The sequence below is a fragment of the Micromonospora sp. NPDC049366 genome, from assembly GCF_044466625.1.
In the GTDB taxonomy this organism is placed as follows: Bacteria; Actinomycetota; Actinomycetes; order Mycobacteriales; family Micromonosporaceae; genus Micromonospora.
Window position 1 is genome coordinate 141554 of the sequence record NZ_JBITMV010000014.1, and the last position, 17257, is coordinate 158810.

Sequence of the window (17257 nt, forward strand, 5' to 3'; positions counted from 1 at the left end):
ATCGATACGCGGCCCGGCGAACGGCTACGCGCGGAGCCGACCCGTCGTCGCCGCGGGGCCACCGGCCGTTCCCTCCCAGGCGATGTCACATCAATCAGTGCCGCTGTGCGACTCTCACGGCATGAGTGACGTGATCTTCCGGGAGGCCGTCCGGGCCGACCTGCCCGCTGTCATCGCCCTGCTCGCCGACGACGTGCTCGGCAAGGCACGGGACTTCACCGAGGTCGACGCCGCGTACGAGAAGGCGTTCGCGGACATCACCGCGGACGCGCGTAACCAGCTGATCGTGGCCGAGCGGGACGGCGAGCTGGTCGGCTGCCTGCAGATCACCTACATCCCCGGGCTCGGTCGGCACGGCGCCGAGCGGTCGCTGATCGAGTCGGTGCGGGTGCGCTCCGACCAGCGCGGCCAGGGGCTCGGCCGGCAGATGATGGTCTGGGCGATCGACCAGGCGAGGCAGCGCGGCTGCGCCCTGATGCAGCTGACGACGGACAAGTCCCGTCACGACGCGCACCGCTTCTATCTCAACCTGGGCTTCGTCGCCAGCCACGAAGGCATGAAGCTCCCGCTCTGACCCCTGCCGATCATGCAGTTGTGGTGCCTCACGAAGGCCGCGAAGCGGTCGCTACCGGGCACCACAACTGCATGATCGACGAGAGAGGGGGCGGCGCGGGGGTCAGGACTCGGTGAGGCGGCCATCGCGGAGGGTGAGGGTGCGGTCGGCCAGCTCGATGAGGGCCGGGTCGTGGGTGGCGACCAGGACCGTGGTGCCGCGTCCCCGCGCCACCGCGCGGAGCAGGTCCATGATGGACCGGCCGGTCTCCGAGTCGAGCTGACCGGTCGGCTCGTCGGCGATCAGCAGGCTCGGCTCGTTGGCCAGCGCCCGGGCCACCGCGACCCGCTGCTGCTGCCCACCGGAGAGCTCGTACGGCCGCTGCGCGGCGTGCCCGCCGAGCCCGACCAGTTCGAGCAGCATCGCCACCCGCTCCTCCCGCTGGGCGGCCGGGACGCGGGCCAGCCGCAGCGGCACCCCGACGTTCTCCGCGGCGGACAGGATCGGCACCAGGCCGAAGGTCTGGAAGATGAAGCCGATCGTGCCGCGCCGCAGCGCGAGCAGCTCCGACTCGCTCGCGGCGGTCACGTCGTGCCCGGCCACCGTCACCCGGCCGCTGTTCGGCCGGTCCAGCCCGCCGATCAGGTTGAGCAGGGTGGTCTTGCCCGCACCGGAGCGGCCCCGGACGGCGATCAGCTCACCCCGCCCGCCGCGGAACGACACGTCCCGCACCGCGTGCACGGCGCGTTCCCCGCGCCCGTACGTGCGGCTCAACCCCTCGACCCGGACGACCTCGTCGCCGACCGCGGCGGTCGCCCTGGCGCTCTGCCCGGTGACCGTGACCCCCGGTCCGTTCATGCCCGTACCTCCCGTCGCCTGTCCGGCCGCTTCACCCGGTACGCCGTACGGGGCCGGTCGTCCGCCGTTCGCCGGGTACGAGTGTGCGTTCTCGGCGCGGTGCCGAGCCGGTTGCCCCGGTGGCGTCACCGGGAACCGTCCGACCGCACCGCCGGTCGCCCCGGCCGCCCCCTGGTCCCACGTGCTCATGCCCCCGCCTCCCGTTCGGCGCGGCGCTGGTCGCCCGGCCGCACCTCCACGTGGTCCGGCTCCAGGTTGAGCCGCACCCGGTCCCGCAACGACAGCGCCTCGACGAACGCCGGCGGCAGCTGCATCCGGCCGGTCCGGTCGAGCACCGCGTACTCCTCGCTCACCAGCTCGGTGCGGCCGTCCTCGTGGATCCGCGCGGTGCGGCGTACCTCGGAGGCGGTCCGGCCGTCCCGGATGGCGACGGTACGGCGCACCTGGTTGGCCACGGCGTGGTCGTGGGTGACCACGACGATGGTCACGCCGAGCTCGGCGTTGATGGTCTGCAGCGCCCCGAACACCTCGGCGCCGGTGGCCTCGTCCAGCTCGCCGGTCGGCTCGTCGGCGAAGAGCACCTCCGGGTCGTTGGCCACCGCGACGGCCACCGCGCAGCGCTGCTGTTCACCACCGCTGAGCTGCCCCGGCCGCCGGTCCGCGCAGTAGCCCACACCGACCATGTCGAGCAGCTCGCGCGCCCGTTCCCGCCGGGCCCGCCGGCGACGCCCGCCGGCCAGCTCCATCGGCAGCTCGACGTTCTCCTGGGCGGTCAGGTACGGCAGGAGGTTGCGCCCGGTCTGCTGCCAGACGAAGCCGACCTTCTTCCGCCGGTAGCTCAGTCGCCGCTTCGTGGAGAGGTTGAGCAGGTCGTAGTCCGCCACCCGGGCGATGCCGGCGGTGGGGGTGTCCAGGCCGGACAGGATGTTCAGCAGGGTGGACTTGCCGGAGCCGGAGGCGCCGACGATGGCCACCAACTCGCCACGGTCGATGACCATGTCGAGCCCCTGCAGGGCGACGACCTCCACCCCCTCCGTCTTGAAGATGCGGACCAGTCCGTCGCACACGATGTGCCCACGCAGCCGATCCTGGCCGCCGGCCCGCTCGGCCGCGCGCTGCGCGGCCCGCTGCTGGAGCGCGGCCAGGTCCGGCACGACCGGTGTCTGGGTAGCGGTCATCTCAACTCTCCTCTCCGAGCCGGAGCACCTCACCGAGGCGCAGCCGGCGGTTGTTCAGGGCCTCGACGGCGACGGCCAGGCCGAGGGCGACGGCCCCGAGCACGACCACCCCGGCCACCAGGCCGGGCTCGAACGCCACCCGGACCGGGTCACCGCTGGTGAACGCGGCCAGGCCGAGCACCGGGTTGAGCAGCAGCGGCAACGCCGCGCCCACCACGGCGCCGGTGAGCACCGAAACGCCGACCAGCGGCGCCAACTCCACCAGCAGCAGGCCCCGCCACTGCCGGCTGGACAGGCCGAGCGTGCGCAGCCGGGACAGCACCTGCCCCCGGGCGCGGGCGCCGGCCAGCACGGTGAACGCGATGGCGAACAGGCCGAGCGCGGCGCCGCCCGCCGCCCCGGCGACGAAGCCGAACGCCAGCAGCCCGTTCGCGCCGTCGGCGCCCACCTGCTGGCGCGCCTGCGTCCAGGTGAGCACCTCCACCTCGCGGGGTCGCTGGCCGCCGGTGACGGTGCCGGCGCTCTGGTACTGGGACTGCCCGTCGTTGCCGACCCGCCGCAGCGCCTCCACGTCCAGGCCGTGGCCGGCGAGCAGGAAGGTGGTGGGCACCGGCGTGTTCGTCAGCTCGGGCAGCGCCTGCCAGGGCAGCAGCACGAAGCGGCCGTCCTCGGCCCCGGCCAGCGGGAAAGTCTCCACCGTGTCGGCGACCCGGAACTCGTACCGCAACGACTGGGTGGTGACGACGGCGGACTTGTCCAGGTCGGCGGCGGCGAGGTCGGCGGCGACCGCCGGGGAGACCACCGCGGGCACCGGGCCGTCCCCGCGTCGCGCGGTCAGCAACGTGTCGGGCACCGCCAGGTCGACGCCGCTCTCCCGCACGATGCGGGCCAGCGCCGGGCCGTCGACGAGCAGGACGTCGGTGGCGCCGAGTCGCGCGTCGGTGCCGTGCGTGTCGGCGAGGATCCGCTGGGCCGACGCGTACGCCACGCCGACCGCGTCGGTGACCCCGGGCAGCCGCTGCAACTCGGCCGCCGTGTCCGGGGCCATGCGGTCGCCGCGGATCACCGCGTCGGCGGGAACCGACCGGGTGGCGGCCCGGTCCCGGCTCGCCTCGACGCCGGCCGCGACAACCGTGCAGAACGCCGCGATCGCGAAGGCCAGTACGACGACGACCAGCGGGGTGGCCGCGACGGACCGGCCGGCCCGGGCCGTGCCCAGGAACGCGACGCTCCCCCGGGTCCGGGCGGCGATCCGGCTGGCCAGGCGCAGCGGCCACGGGTAGGCGCGCAGCGCCAACACCGCCGCCGACACCGCCAGCAGCACCGGCACCGACACCAGCAGCGGGTCGAGCTCGCCGAGAGTGAGCCCCCGGCGGCGGATCAGGACGACCGCGAGCGCGGCGAGCAGGAGCAGGAACACCTCGACGGTGGCCCGCCGGGCGGAGGGGCGCAGGCGGACCAGGTCACGGCGCCCGGTGTTACCGGTCGGCACGAACAGCGTGGCGACCGGTAGAGCCAGGGTGAGCAGCACGGTCGCGACGATCCCCAGCGGCACGGCGTCGCCGGCCGGTCCCGGGACCAGCGCACCCAGGAACCAACCGAGCGCGGCGGCGGGCGGAATGACGAGCAGGGACTCGACGAGGCTGCGCCGGGCGCCGGAGGTGGCCGCCCCGCCACGGGCGCGCAGCAACACGAACTCCTGGCGTCGGCGGCGCATCGCCAGCGCGGCGGCCAGCAGCACCAGCCCGCCCAGGGTGGCCAGGACGCCGGCTCCGATCACCGCGAGGAGCGTCTGCGCGGCGGCCAACGAGGCGGCGAACTTCCCGAGCGGGATGTCGACGGCCTGGACGAGGCTCCGGGAATCGGGTGCCGACCGGACCATCTGCCGGACGCCGTCGATCAACTGGTCCACCCGTCGGACGTCGATGCCGTTCACGCCGAGCCGGTAGCGCCAGCTGAACGCGACCGGCCAGCCGGTGGCGGCCTGCCGGTCCAGCGCCGCCGCGTCGACGACACCGACCGCGACGAACGGCTCGCCGTCGCCCAGCGGCTCCTCGACCTGGAGGGTCTGCGGCAGCCCGTCCCAGATGCCGTTCTTACGGTCGCGGGGCTGGAAGATCCCCGCCACCGTCACCGCGGCCGGCCGACCCGAGCCGCGGGCGAGGGCGGCCAGGTTCAGGCGGCTGCCGACCCGCAGGTTCAGCTTGCGCGCGACGTCCTCGGCGAGCGCCACCTGGACCGGCTGGCCGGGCTCACCGGCCTTCGGCCACTGCCCATCGACCAGCGTCCCGGCGGTGTCGATCCCGGGCGCCGTCCGCATGATGAGGTTGACCAGGAGGTTCTTCGCCTTCAGATCCGGGCCGGTCAGCCGGCCCGGCACGGCGTCGGCGGCGTACCACCGCTGGTCGACGAGGTCCCGCACCTGCGGCGGCATCTCCGCCTGCAACCGGTCGAGGTCCCGCTGTTGGTTCGAGACGAGGGAGGTGTTGCTGGCGGCCGCGGTCAGCGGCTTCATGGTGTAGATCAGGTCCCGCTGCGCGGCCGGGGAGGACGCCAACTGCTCGTGGAGCCCGTCCTCGGCGAGCCGGTTGACCACCCGGGGCACCCCGTTGATCAGCAGCGTGACGAGCATCGTCAACACCGCCAGGAGCACGAACTGCCCCCCGTACGCCCGGACCCGGCGGGCGCCTGCGCCGATGCTCATCGGACCACCTCCGCGCGTCCGGTCCGTCCGCTGAACCCGGTCACCGTTCTCCCCCGATCCGAAGCTGCGCCGAAGCCACCCGCTGCCGGATGCCGACGGCGATGAACGCGCTGAAGGCGAGCGCCGCCAGCAGCAGGCCGAGCGCGGTCAACCCGATCGGCAGCCAGGGCAGCGTGAAGGCCGCCTCGGGTACCGGCCGGCCGGCGGCCGGCGTGAGGATGACCAGTGGCGCCATCGTCGCGCCGACGCCCGCGCCCAGCAGTAGGCCGACCCCGACCCCGATCCCGGCCAGGAAGGTCTGCTCGGCGAGCAGCGCCCGGGCCAGCAGCCGTGGTGTCGCCCCGAGCGTGTTGAGGACGGCGAACTCGGTCAACCGGTGCCGGGCGGTGGCCCAGACGTCCACCATCAACCCGACCAGCGCCAGCAGGACTGATCCGAGCGCCGCGGCGAGCAGCGCCGTCCGGGCGCCCCGCCAGTACGGGTCGTGGGCGGCGGCCTCGGCCACCTCGCGCCGGTCGACGACGGTCAGCTGGGTCAGGCCGTCGGCGGCCCGCCGCGCCTCGGTGTGGCCGCCCTCGTCGGTGCTCACCCACCATTCGGGCACCGGTCGTACGCTGCCCTGGTTGCGGACCAGCCAGTCGACGGCGGCGGGCAGGTCCAGCAGGACCCCGTTCCCGGCGGTGGCGGGCACGGCGTCGATGTCGCCCACCAGCTTCACCGGCAGCGTCACCCCGGACAGGGGGAGGTTGACCATGTCGCCGGTCTTCAGGCTCAGCGCCTCGCGTACGGCCGGGGTCATCAGCGCCGGCACCGGCGTGCTTCGCCCGGTCGGGACGACGGCGAACCGGGAGGACGCCTGGTAGGCCCACCGGCCGCCGGGCAGCAACTGGATCGGGTGGTCGGCCCGCAGGCCGGTGGCGCCGGCGGTCACCTGCGGGGGCCGGAAGTTGCTGTCGCCGCTGACGCCCATCCACTCCTTGCCGAGGTCGAGGGGCCGGGCCGCGCCGTCCGTACCGGCCGTCCGCACCCCGGTCACGTTCAGCTGGTACGAGGTGCCGGCCGCTTCACCGGCGTCCGCCACGAACCCGGCGAGGCGGAAATCACCGCTGCCCTCGGGGATCTGGACGCGGAAGGGGACGGACCGGCCGCTGCTGTCGGCGGTGGCCGCCGGCAGCCGCAGGGCGAGCCCGTCGGCGCGGGTCAACAGCACCGTGACGGCGACCTGCTGCGGGCGCATGGACTCGCCGACGGGGGTGCTGACGGTGCCGGTCAGCGTCCGCGTTCCGGGGGGCAGGGCGAGCCCGGCCGGGGCGCTCCGTTCCCGCGCCAGCCGCTCGAACACCGCCGGGGCGGGCGCGTCGGCGAGCCGGTCGCTGAGCCGCACCACCCCGTTCGCGCTCGCCGTGTCGATGCTCACCACCGTCGCCGGCAGGCTGGCTCGACCGAGCCGCACCTCGTCGCGCCAGGCGGGAAGCACCCGCTGCACGCCGGGGAGCGCGGCGAGTTCGGCGGCCCGTCCGGCGGGGCCCGACCCGACGCGTTCGGTCAGCCGCAGGTCCGCGCCGACCGTGTGGTCGGCCTGCTCCACCTGGGACCGCTCGCCGGTGCTGACCAGCGACCAGGCGAGGGTGCTGCCGCCGACGGCGAGGGCGAGCAGGAGCACCGGCCCGGCGTGCGGGCGCCGGCCGGCCTGCCACATGCCGAGCACCGTGGCGGTCCACAGCCGCCGGTGGACGAACCGCTCGGCGAAGCGGGTGGCCGGTGGGAGCAGCCGCAGCGCCACCGCAGCGCCGGCCAGCACGCCGAGGGTCGGCGCGGCGACCAGGAGCGGGTCGAGCCCGAGGCTCTCCCCGGCGCCGGCCAGCGGTGAGTCGTACTGGCGAAGCTGCGTCCAGGCGAGCACGGCGAGCGCCACGAGCAGCACGTCCAGGCTGGCCCGCTGGACGGACGCCGCCCGGTTGGGGCGGGAGCGGGCCTCCATGTCGGCCACGTACGTGCCGGCGCCGCGCAGGGTCGGGGCGACCATCGCGACGAGGCAGCCGAGGGCGGTCGCCAGCGCCGCGGCCCAGAGCAGGGTGGCGTCACCGCCGATCAGCGTCGTACCGGCCGACCGGCCGGTCTCGGTGTGCCGCAGTGCCTCGGCGGCGAGCAGCGGCCCGAGCAGGGCGGCGGGCAGGACGACCAGGGTCGCCTCCCGGGCGGCCAGCCCGGCCAGTTGCCGCCGCGCGGCGCCCCGGGCCCGCAGCAGCGCGGTCTGGCCGCGCCGGTCCTCGTTCAGCAGCGCGGCGACCAGCACCAGGGCGTACCCGCCGAGCACCACGATCAGCAGCAGCGGGGTCGCGAGCGACGAGCGGCCCACCAGGTCGGCTCGGGAGATCCGGTCGAGCAGCCCCTTCATCGCGGTGACCGTCTGGGCGGACGACCCGAGGTCGGCGGCCTTGGGCACCTCGGTGAGGGCGCTGTTGACCGCCGGCCAGAGGCGGGGCAGCTGCTCCGCGTCCACGGCGGTGAGGTCGGGTTCGATGACCCAGGACGCCGACACCGACCCACGGAACGTCGCGGTGAAGTCGGCCTGGTCCAGCACGAACGGCCCGTACGACGTGCTCGACTCCGCCGCGCTGCCCGCGCCCACGCCGGGCACCAGCCGCCAGTACGCGTCGGTCGCGTCCCGCGGGCGCCAGGTCCCGGCGAGCACGAGCTGGCTGGGCCGGTCCGTGCTGCGGTCGAGCATCGGCACCCGGGCGCCGGCGGTCAGGCCGAGCGCGGCGGCGACCTTCTCGGGCAGCGTCACCTGCAGCGGCCGGGCGCCCGGGGTCGGCCACGCCCCGCTGGCCAGCTCGGCGTGCGCGGGCAGGTCGTCCAGCGTGGCGAGGTTGGCGAAGACGGGGTCGGTGCCCTTGCGGGTGGTCGGCCCGAGGTCGCCGGTGAGCTCCCGGCCGCTGCCGAACCGGGCGCTGCTCGTGGTGGTCGGCGCGGCGCCGAAGGCGGCGGCGAAGCCGTCCCGGACGATCTGGTCGCGCCGGGCGAACTCGGCGACGTCCTTGCCGGCGGCGCCGGTCAGCAGGAGGCTGCGCTCCTCGACCGGCGCACCGGACAGCAGTGCCTTCTGGCCGGCGGCCACCGATCCCCGGCTGTAGTCGGAGAGCCCGGTGACCAACGCGACCGCGACAAGCGCGGCCACCACCGCCGCCGCCAGCAGTCCCCGTGCCGCACGGGCCCGCCTCCACACCAGCTTCATCCGACGTCCTCCCCTGGCCCCGGTCGGGCCGACGATCAGGGAGAGTGGTGACGCGGTCGGAAAGGTTCGCGCCCGTTACATGATCGTTATCGCTGGTTCCCGATCCGTCGCGCGCGTCGGGGTGGCGTCAGCGTGGGCGGTCGCGATCGCGGGACGGTTGGACCCGCTTGGGCTCGCCGGGCATCTTGGGGTGGTCGGGTGGGTAGGGCAGATCGCCCTGGCCGGCCGCCGCGTCGCGCTCGGCCCACTCCAGCAGGGGCGTGATGTCCCACGGGGTGTCGTCGATGCCGGCGTGCGGGTCGCCGCGCTCGGCCAGCCGCCCGGGCACGCTCGCCAGGTCGAAGTCGTCGGGGTCGACGTGGGGCAGCTCGTCCCAGGTGACGGGGGTGGAGACGGTGGCCCGGGCGTTGGCCCGCAGCGAGTAGGCGCACGCGATCGTGCGGTCGCGGGCCATCTGGTTGTAGTCGACGAAGACGCGGGTGCCGCGCTCCTCCTTCCACCAGGCCGTGGTGACCAGGTCGGGGCGGCGGCGCTCCACCTCGCGGGCCAGCGCGATGGTGGCCCGCCGCACCTCGATGAACGTCCAGCGGGGATGGATGCGCAGGTAGACGTGGACGCCGCGGCCGCCGGAGGTCTTCGCCCAGCCGGTCGCGCCCAGCTCGTCGAGCACGGCGCGCACCTCACCGGCGGCCTCCGCGGCGTCGGTGAAGTCGGTGCCCGGCTGCGGGTCGAGGTCGACGCGCAGCTCGTCAGGGCGATCGACGTCGCCGGCGCGGACCGGCCACGGGTGGAACACCACCGTGCCCATCTGCGCGGCCCAGGCCACGTGCGCCAGGTCGGCCGGGCACAGCTCGGCGGCCGTCCGGCCGCTGGGGAAGCTGATCTCCGCGGTGCGCACCCACGGCGGCACGCCCCGGGCCGGCACCCGCTTCTGGAAGAACATCTCCCCCTCGATGCCCTCGGGGAAGCGCTGCAACGTGGTGGGCCGGTCGCCCAGGGCCCGCATGATCCCGTCGCCCACGGCCAGGTAGTAGTGGAAGACGTCGGCCTTGGTGAAGCCCCGCTGGGGGAAGATCACCCGGTCCGGACTGCTCAGGCGGACGGTGTGCCCGGCCACCTCGATCTCGGTGACGCTTGCCTTCGTGGTGCCACCCATCCCGCGACCATATGCGACGGGTACGACGTCCGGCGTACGGTTGGCCCGTGAGTCTTGACGACAGCGAGCTGCCCCGCACCGAGGACGAATGGCGCGTCCGCCTGAGCCCGGAGGAGTTCCGGGTGCTGCGCCAGGCCGGCACGGAGGCCCCGTGGACCGGTGAGTACGTGGACACGAAGACGCCCGGCGTCTACCACTGCCGCGCCTGCGGGTTGGAGCTCTTCTCCAGCGACACCAAGTTCGATTCGCACTGCGGCTGGCCGAGCTTCGACGACGCCATCCCGGGCCGGGTGAAGGAGATCGAGGACCGCAGCCTGGGCATGGTCCGCACGGAGATCCGCTGCGCCCGGTGCGACAGCCACCTGGGGCACGTCTTCCACGGCGAGGGCTTCACGCCCAAGGACACCCGGCACTGCGTCAACTCGGTGTCCATCCGGCTCGAACCGCGCTGACCTCGACGTGGCGGCTCACCCGGTGGCCGTGCTCATGAGTCGCACCTCGGCGCTGCGGGACTGCTCGACGCGCCGGGCCAGGTCGAGCACCCGCGGGTCGGTGCCTGCGGCCAGGTGAGCCCGGGCCAGGTCGGCCGCCGACCGTTGGTGAGCGCCGAGCACCTCGCGCAGCACCCGGTCGACGTCGTTGCCGGTGGCGGTGCGCAGCCGGTCCAGCTCCGCCGGAGTGACCCCGTGCCCGTCGTGGGCGTGGCGTCCCGGCCCGGCGGACGGGCCGGCCTCGCGCAGCCAGGCCCGCATGGTGGTCAGCTCGTCGGTCTCGGTGGCGTCGATCGCGGCGACCAGCGTCCGCAGGTCGGCGTCGGTCAGCCGGTCCCGGGCCAGCCGGACGATCTCCAGGGTCTGCTCGGTGTGGGCCACCATCATGGTCAGGAACAGCAGGTCGATGCCGCTGGGCGCGGGCGTGGCGGAGGCCCCGGGCACGGTGGCCCCGGCCGCCGGCCGGGGCGCGTCGGGCGACGGCGACACCGGTCCGGCGGCGCACCCGGCGGTCGCGGCCAGCAGCAGGACGACCAGCGGGGTCGCCGCGGACAGTCGGATCATGCCGTCCTCCGGGTTCCGGCCGGGCCGAGGAGCACGCCCCGGGCTCCGGCCGGGGCGGGGGGCACGCGGGTTCCGACCGGAGCGCGGAGCGCGCGGCGGGAGGCGCGGCCCGCTCCGGGAACGGGCCGCGCCCGTACGCTCAGATCCGGCTCCAGAGCGCCGGCACGTTCGGCGGCTCCCAGCCGAGGATGGCGGTGTGGGCCTGCCGGCAGCGGTAGGTGAGGCCGCCGTAGGTGACCTGGTCGTTGACCTGGTAGGCCCGGCCCGCCGTCCACGTGCCGCCGGCCGGCGGGTTGGTCGGGGTCGGGGTCGGCGTGGGCGTGGGCGTCGGGGTGGGGGTCGGGGTGGGCGTGGGACCCGGACCGCCGCCGCCACCGATCTGCACGTCGATGCAGGAGTAGAACGCGTTGGCGGTGTCGGCGATGTTCCAGACGGCGAGGATCTTCTGCCGTCCGGAGAAGCCGCCGAGGTTGACGGTGTGTGTGACGGTGGCCCCGGGCTGCTGGTTGTTGCCGTTGACCAGGCCGACCCGGGTGTTGCCGATCCAGTACTCCCAGTTGCTGGTGGCGTGCCGGGCGGTGTTGATCCAGGTGAAGGTCACGGTGCTGCCGACCGAGGTGGCCGGCCAGCCCCGGCTGTCGTCGTTGAGCACGGCGAACTGGGCGATGTTGGCGTGGCAGTTGCGCAGGCCCTTCGGCCCCTCGACGCTCTGCGGCTCGTACTTGATCTGACCGCAGTCGGGGACCCGGTTCTGCGCGCAGAGCGCCTGGCGGCTGGGCGGGGACGACACGTAGCCGTGCGCCTGGGCCGGGGCCGCGAGGGCCAGCGACGCCACGACGGCACCGGACGCCACGATCGGGAGGGTGATTCTTCGACGCATGGTGACACCTCCTCTACCAGGGAAAGATGACACCAAAATAAATTAAACTTTATTAACAGTAAAGACCCCCATCGATAGAAATATCGGTGGAGATTGATGCGATCAGAGCACCAGGGTGCTGCCCCGCTCATCGACGGCGTCCGCCGTGTCGTCGTCGAGCCAGACCCCGCCGGTGGCCAGGTAGCGGAACCGGTACTCCCCGGGCCCGAGCCGCACCGTCACCGTACGGGTGCCGTCCCGGCGGGCGACCAGCTCGTGCCGGCCCGGCTCCCAACCGTTGAAGCAGCCCACCACGCTCACCGCTCCGGGCGGCGTGTCACGCGGCAGGCAGAAGGTGACCCGGGTCTGGTTGCCGAAGAGCTTGTTGCGCTTGATCACGAGTCCTCCACGGGCTGCGGGACGGTCACCAGGCCTAACTGCCGACACGCCGGAGCCGACACGCCGCCGGGTCGGGCCGGCCTGCGGCAATTCGCCCGACGACGCCCCGACGTGCCGCACGCTGAGGGCACATGTCCTGATTCGGGGGGTTCTCGTGGCAACGTGCGAGGTCTGCGGCAACGACTACTGGATGGCGTTCGAGGTGCACACCGTCAGCGGTGACACGCACACGTTCGACAGCTTCGAGTGCGCGATCCACAAGATGGCACCCATCTGCGAACACTGCCAGATCAAGATCGTCGGCCACGGGGTCGAGGTCTCCGGACGCTTCTTCTGCTCCGGGCACTGCGCCCGCGCCGTCGAGGGCGCCCAGGGCGCCGAGATCCGGGACACGGTCGGCGCGCGTCCCGCCTGAGTCCACCGCCGGGGTACGGTCAGCGCATGCAGCCGTTCCCGGGCGTCCTGCCCCCGCCGCGCTCCTGACCGGAGCGCCGCGCCTGCCACCGACCGGGTGACCCGGTCGGCCCTCTCGTCGTGTGCGCTCCGCCGACGTCGTCCTCGTCAGCGGCCCACCCTCTCGGAGCGCACCCATGTCCTCTCGTCGCACGCCGTCCGCACACCGGACGGCGATCGATCCCGTCCGCGCCGGCCTGATCCAGATCACCCTCACCGGGGTGCTCTGGGGCACCACCGGGATCGTCGTCCACCTCGTCCACGACACCACCGGCCTCGGACCGGTGGCCATCGGCTTCCACCGTCTGGCGATCGCCGCCCTCGTCCTCACGGCGCTCGCCGCCACCCGGCTGCGCCCCATGCTGGCCGCGCTGCGCGCCGCCCCGCTGCCGTTGCTGTTCACCGGCGTCGGGCTCGCCCTCTACCAGGCGCTCTACTTCGCGGCCGTCGCGCTGTCCGGCGTCGGGGTGGCCACCGTGGTCAGCCTGGGGCTCGCCCCGGTGCTCACCGCGGCGTGGGAGTCGGTCCGCGCTCGCCGCGTACCCGGCCCGGGGCGGCTCGGCACGCTCGGGGCGGCGGTGGCCGGTCTCGCCCTGATCAGCGGGGCGGCGACGCAGCCCACCGAGTCGGCGCCGCGGCCGCTGCTCGGGCTGCTCGCGGCCGCCGGCTCCGGCCTCGGGTACGCCGCCACCACGATCGTCAGTCGGGAGGTCTCCCGGCGCACGGCGCCGATGACACTGACCACGATCTCCATGGTGATCGGCGCACTGGCCCTCGCGCCGTTAGCCCTGGCCGACGGCGTCACGGTGCCGGTCCGCCCGGACGTGGTGGCCCTGCTGCTCTACCTCGGGGTGGTCACCACCGCGGTCGCGTACGCCCTCTTCTACGCCGGGCTGCGCACCACCGAGGGGAGCGTGGCCGCCGTGCTGACCCTGGTGGAGCCGCTCACCGCGGCGGCGCTCGCCGTCGCGCTCCTCGGCGAGCCGCTGCCGGCCCCGGTGCTCGTCGGCGGGGTGCTGCTGCTGGCCGCGGTCGCGGCGACGTACCTGACACCGGAGCGGCCGCCGACGCCGGCCACGCCGGTCACGACGCCCCGGGAACCGGCCGGGACGTAGCCGCGGGCCGACGACCTACCATCGCAGGATGCCGCCGCAGACGACCGAGGTCCGCACCGCCACCTTCGCCGACCTGGACACCCGCACCTTCCACGACCTGCTGAAACTGCGGGTCGACGTGTTCGTGGTCGAGCAGAACTGCCCCTACCCGGAACTCGACGGGCGCGACGTCGAGCCGGGCACCCGGCACCTCTGGCTCACCGACGGCGACGCGCCGCTGGCGTACCTGCGGATCCTGGCCGATCCGGGTGGCGTGGCCCGGATCGGCCGGGTGGTGGTCGCGCCGCACGCACGCGGCGGAGGACACGCCAGCCGGCTGATGACCGAGGCGGTGGCCGTGGTGGGTGACGCCCCGTGCGTGCTGGAGGCCCAGTCGTACCTGGTCGACTTCTACGCCCGGCACGGCTTCACCGTCTCCGGCGCCGAGTACGTCGAGGACGGCATCCCGCACACCCCCATGCGCCGCGAACCGAGGAATTGACCGATGACGATAGATATGGGAGTCTGCCCAGCGGAGCCAACGCGGTAACCGCGCGAGTGCGGGCACGGGAGAGGCAACTCCCGGTCGTCCGGGCGCTGTCGTCGTCCGACCTCTCCCCCCGGGGGCCCCCGTGTCCACTCCACTCCGATCACACCGTGCCCGCTGGTTGCTCGCCCTCGCGGCGACCGCCACCCTGCTGCTGACCGCCGCCATCGCCAGCCCTGTCTCCGCGCACGGGTCGGTGGTCGATCCCGCCTCACGCAACTACGGCTGCTGGCAGCGCTGGGGCGGCGACTTCCAGAATCCCCGGATGGCCACCGAGGATCCGATGTGCTGGCAGGCCTGGCAGGCCGACCCGAACGCCATGTGGAACTGGAACGGCCTGTTCCGCGAGGGCGTCGCCGGCAACCACCAGGCCGCGATCCCGAACGGCCAGCTGTGCAGCGGCGGGCGTACCCAGAGCGGTCGTTACAACGCGATGGACACCGTCGGCGCCTGGAAGACCACGTCGGTGTCCAACACCTTCCGGGTCCGCTTCTTCGACCAGGCCAGCCACGGCGCCGACTACATCCGGGTGTACGTGACCCGCCAGGGCTTCGACCCGCTCACCGAGCCGCTGGGCTGGGACGACCTCGAACTTGCCGGCCAGATCGGCAACACCCCCGCCTCGCAGTGGAAGCCGGAGACGGGCGGCGTCTCGATCGAGATCCCGGCCGACGCGCCCGGCCGCACCGGGCGGCACATCGTCTACACGATCTGGCAGGCCAGCCACCTCGACCAGTCGTACTACCTGTGCAGCGACGTCGACTTCTCCGGCGGCCCGTCCACGCCACCGCCGACCACGCCGCCGCCCACGACCCCGCCGCCGGCCGGCGCGTGCACCGCCACCTACCGGGTGACCGGTCAGTGGGCCGGTGGCTTCCAGGCCGAGGTGCAGGTGACCGCCGGGGGCTCGGCCACGCGCGGCTGGTCGGTCAGCTGGACGTACGCCAACGGACAGCAGGTCAGCTCCGCGTGGAACGCCACCGTGTCGACCAGCGGCTCCCTGGTCACCGCGCGCAACGTCGGCTACAACGGCGTGCTGGCCCCGGGGGCGAGCACGACCTTCGGCTTCCTCGGCTCGTGGAGCGGCAGCAACCCGGCGCCGGCCGTGCTGTCCTGCACCACCGCCGGCTGATTCACCCCGAACCCCGTCCGGGGTCGCGTCCCCTCTGCCTCCGGCACGCGGCCCCGGGCGGTCCCCCGTCGCCCCGACGGTCACGGCGGGGACGTGGCGGCGGACGGGCTCTACCGACGCCACGGCTTCGCGACGACGGAAGAACTGGGCGACCGGATGCCCAACGGCCTCTGCGAACGGGTGATGGCGCGGCACCTCGACCCGTCCTGAGCGGACGCGGTGGGGGGGGGGCCCCCCGGGGGGGGGGGGGCCGCCGCGCCCCCCCCCCCCCCCCCCCCCCCGCCCCGGGGGGCCCCCCCCCCCCCGGGGGGGGCGCCCCCCCCCCCCCCCCCCCCCGCCCCCCGCCCCGCCCCCCCCACCCCCGGGGTGTTCTTCATGTGGCCCCCCCCCCCCGGGGGGGGGGGGGGGGGGCCACAACTTCATGATCAACCGGGCGGGCGGGAGGCGGCGGGGGTGGGGGGAGTAACGGCAAGAGCCCGTCTCGCGGGGCGAGACGGGCTCTTGGTGTGGTAGCCCCGACCGGATTCGAACCGGCGCTACCGCCTTGAGAGGGCGGCGTCCTGGGCCGCTAGACGACGGGGCCAGGCACTTTTCCTACTTCACCGCCCGGACGAGCGGTGCGGCAGTAGTCTAGCGGCACCACGTCCAGCCCTCGACGAGGGGGGTCGGGCCGCGGAAACCGCCGCAGCACACGAGACAGCCCGCCCCACGAGGTGGGACGGGCTGTCTACGCTACGTAGCCCCGACCGGATTCGAACCGGCGCTACCGCCTTGAGAGGGCGGCGTCCTGGGCCGCTAGACGACGGGGCCAGAACTTCATGCTTCCACGCCCTCGCGGGCGGGGAAGCTGCGACTCTATCAGAGATCATGAGCTGCCGCCCCTCTCGCGAGGAGCGGAGCGGAACTCCGCCAGAATCCAGCGGCCGGGATTCTCACGAATCCCCGGCTGCGCTGGGGTACCAGGACTCGAACCTAGACTAACTGAACCAGAATCAGTCGGGCTGCCAATTACCCCATACCCCATTGGCCCCTTGCGGCGCCGGGAATGAACTTTACCCTCCCGCCGCCGACAGGCCAAATCCAACCCCCGATGTCCCGTCTGAGCTGCGGTTTCGGGTTGTCGGACGCCGGATCAGGCGACCGGAACCACCGGGTTGGTGAGTTCGCCGATCCCCTCGATCCGCACGGTGACCGTATCCCCGTCGGTGAGCGGACTAACCCCCGCCGGCGTGCCGGTCAACACCACGTCGCCGGGCAGCAGCGTCATCACGTGCGAGATGTACGACACCAGCGCCGGCACGTCGAAGACCATGTCCCGGGTACGGCCGATCTGCCGGACCTCCAGGGCCTCCGGGTCCGGGCCCACCTCGCACCGGATCTCCAGGTCGCTGACGTCCAGGCCGGTGGTGATCCAGGGGCCGATCGGGCAGAACGAGTCGAAGCCCTTGGCCCGGGTCCACTGGCCGTCGGAGCGCTGCAGGTCCCGAGCGGTCACGTCGTTGGCGCAGGTGTAGCCGAAGATGGCCTTCTCGGCGGCCGCACGGTCGGCCCGGCGCGCCCCCGGCGCCCCGATCACCACCGCGAGCTCCGCCTCGTGCTCGACCTGCTTGGAGAAGATCGGCAGCCGGATGGCGTCCCGGGGACCGATCACCGAGGTGGACGGCTTGAGGAAGAGCAGCGGCTCCTTCGGCACCTCGTTGCCGTGCTCCGCGGCGTGCTCGGCGTAGTTGCGGCCGACACAGACGACCTTGCTGGGCAGGATCGGCGAGAGCAGGCGGACATCGGAGAGCGCCCACCGGGCGCCACTGAACGTGAGTTGGCCGAACGGGTGGCCCTCGATCTCGGCGATGGTCAGGCCCTGCGGCCCGGCCTCCGGCTCGCCCTCGACGACCCCGAACGACATTCCCTTGGCATGAGCGAAACGAGCGATACGCACCAGGCCAATCTAACCCCGCGAACGGTCGTCCCAGGTCGGGCCGCCCCAGCCGGGCCCCGCCGCGGCGGGTCAGCCTACGCGACCGGCGGGTGACC

The 17257-nt window shown here is 74.0% G+C and carries 15 protein-coding genes and 3 tRNA genes; 6 read left to right on the top strand and 12 right to left on the bottom strand.

Annotated elements, in window-relative coordinates; all coding sequences use genetic code 11:
* Positions 1–121: 121 nt before the first annotated feature.
* Positions 122–574 (top strand): GNAT family N-acetyltransferase, encoded by a 453-nt coding sequence (locus ACIBTV_RS20735; protein ID WP_396707116.1) that lies wholly within the window; start codon positions 122–124, stop codon positions 572–574.
* A 102-nt stretch (positions 575–676) separates the two neighbouring features.
* Here ACIBTV_RS20735 and ACIBTV_RS20740 read toward each other — a convergent pair whose 3' ends face one another.
* From ACIBTV_RS20740 to ligD, 5 genes are all read right to left on the bottom strand, one after another.
* Positions 677–1411, bottom strand: a complete 735-nt coding sequence (locus tag ACIBTV_RS20740) for an ABC transporter ATP-binding protein (protein WP_396707118.1) — start codon at positions 1409–1411, stop codon at positions 677–679.
* 185 nt (positions 1412–1596) lie between these two features.
* On the bottom strand, positions 1597–2589 hold the full coding sequence (locus ACIBTV_RS20745) for an ABC transporter ATP-binding protein (RefSeq protein ID WP_396707120.1): 993 nt from the start codon (positions 2587–2589) through the stop codon (positions 1597–1599).
* Position 2590: 1 nt separating this feature from the next.
* Positions 2591–5293 carry an FtsX-like permease family protein gene (locus ACIBTV_RS20750; RefSeq protein ID WP_396707122.1) on the bottom strand — a complete coding sequence of 901 codons (2703 nt, stop codon included), beginning with the start codon at positions 5291–5293 and terminating at the stop codon, positions 2591–2593.
* 40 nt (positions 5294–5333) lie between these two features.
* Positions 5334–8531 carry an FtsX-like permease family protein gene (locus ACIBTV_RS20755; protein ID WP_396707124.1) on the bottom strand — a complete coding sequence of 1066 codons (3198 nt, stop codon included), beginning with the start codon at positions 8529–8531 and terminating at the stop codon, positions 5334–5336.
* Between the two features lie 127 nt (positions 8532–8658).
* On the bottom strand, positions 8659–9687 hold the full coding sequence (gene ligD, locus ACIBTV_RS20760) for a non-homologous end-joining DNA ligase (protein ID WP_396707126.1): 1029 nt from the start codon (positions 9685–9687) through the stop codon (positions 8659–8661).
* Positions 9688–9734: 47 nt separating this feature from the next.
* Here ligD and msrB point away from each other — a divergent pair, with 47 nt between their 5' ends.
* Complete coding sequence (msrB, locus tag ACIBTV_RS20765) at positions 9735–10139, top strand: peptide-methionine (R)-S-oxide reductase MsrB (protein WP_091590589.1); 405 nt, start codon at positions 9735–9737, stop codon at positions 10137–10139.
* Between the two features lie 15 nt (positions 10140–10154).
* Here the strand turns inward: msrB and ACIBTV_RS20770 are convergent, their stop codons facing one another.
* The 3 genes from ACIBTV_RS20770 to ACIBTV_RS20780 form a co-directional block, all read right to left on the bottom strand.
* Complete coding sequence (locus tag ACIBTV_RS20770) at positions 10155–10742, bottom strand: DUF305 domain-containing protein (protein ID WP_396707128.1); 588 nt, start codon at positions 10740–10742, stop codon at positions 10155–10157.
* A gap of 139 nt (positions 10743–10881) precedes the next feature.
* Positions 10882–11622: a lytic polysaccharide monooxygenase gene (locus tag ACIBTV_RS20775; protein WP_396707130.1), complete on the bottom strand. Its 741-nt coding sequence runs from the start codon at positions 11620–11622 to the stop codon at positions 10882–10884.
* Positions 11623–11724: 102 nt separating this feature from the next.
* On the bottom strand, positions 11725–12000 hold the full coding sequence (locus ACIBTV_RS20780) for an isoamylase early set domain-containing protein (RefSeq protein WP_396707132.1): 276 nt from the start codon (positions 11998–12000) through the stop codon (positions 11725–11727).
* A 154-nt stretch (positions 12001–12154) separates the two neighbouring features.
* Between ACIBTV_RS20780 and ACIBTV_RS20785 the strand changes: the two genes are divergently transcribed.
* The 4 genes from ACIBTV_RS20785 to ACIBTV_RS20800 all read left to right on the top strand — a co-directional run bounded on the left by ACIBTV_RS20785 (position 12155) and on the right by ACIBTV_RS20800 (position 15226).
* On the top strand, positions 12155–12415 hold the full coding sequence (locus ACIBTV_RS20785) for a Prokaryotic metallothionein (protein WP_396707134.1): 261 nt from the start codon (positions 12155–12157) through the stop codon (positions 12413–12415).
* Between the two features lie 175 nt (positions 12416–12590).
* Positions 12591–13568, top strand: coding sequence for a DMT family transporter (locus ACIBTV_RS20790; protein ID WP_396707136.1), 978 nt, complete (start codon positions 12591–12593; stop codon positions 13566–13568).
* Positions 13569–13596: 28 nt separating this feature from the next.
* A complete protein-coding gene (locus tag ACIBTV_RS20795) occupies positions 13597–14049 on the top strand; it encodes a GNAT family N-acetyltransferase (RefSeq protein WP_396707138.1) in 453 nt (150 codons plus the stop codon).
* Positions 14050–14179: 130 nt separating this feature from the next.
* Positions 14180–15226: a lytic polysaccharide monooxygenase gene (locus ACIBTV_RS20800; protein ID WP_396707140.1), complete on the top strand. Its 1047-nt coding sequence runs from the start codon at positions 14180–14182 to the stop codon at positions 15224–15226.
* A 507-nt stretch (positions 15227–15733) separates the two neighbouring features.
* On the opposite strand, the gene ACIBTV_RS20805 is transcribed toward ACIBTV_RS20800, so the two are convergent.
* The 4 genes from ACIBTV_RS20805 to ACIBTV_RS20820 form a co-directional block, all read right to left on the bottom strand.
* Positions 15734–15809: transfer RNA gene (locus ACIBTV_RS20805), tRNA-Glu, on the bottom strand.
* Positions 15810–15963: 154 nt separating this feature from the next.
* Positions 15964–16036 (bottom strand) — tRNA-Glu (locus ACIBTV_RS20810).
* Between the two features lie 141 nt (positions 16037–16177).
* Positions 16178–16249, bottom strand: a tRNA-Gln gene (locus ACIBTV_RS20815).
* Between the two features lie 109 nt (positions 16250–16358).
* A complete protein-coding gene (locus ACIBTV_RS20820) occupies positions 16359–17162 on the bottom strand; it encodes a fumarylacetoacetate hydrolase family protein (protein WP_396707142.1) in 804 nt (267 codons plus the stop codon).
* Positions 17163–17257 lie beyond the last annotated feature (95 nt).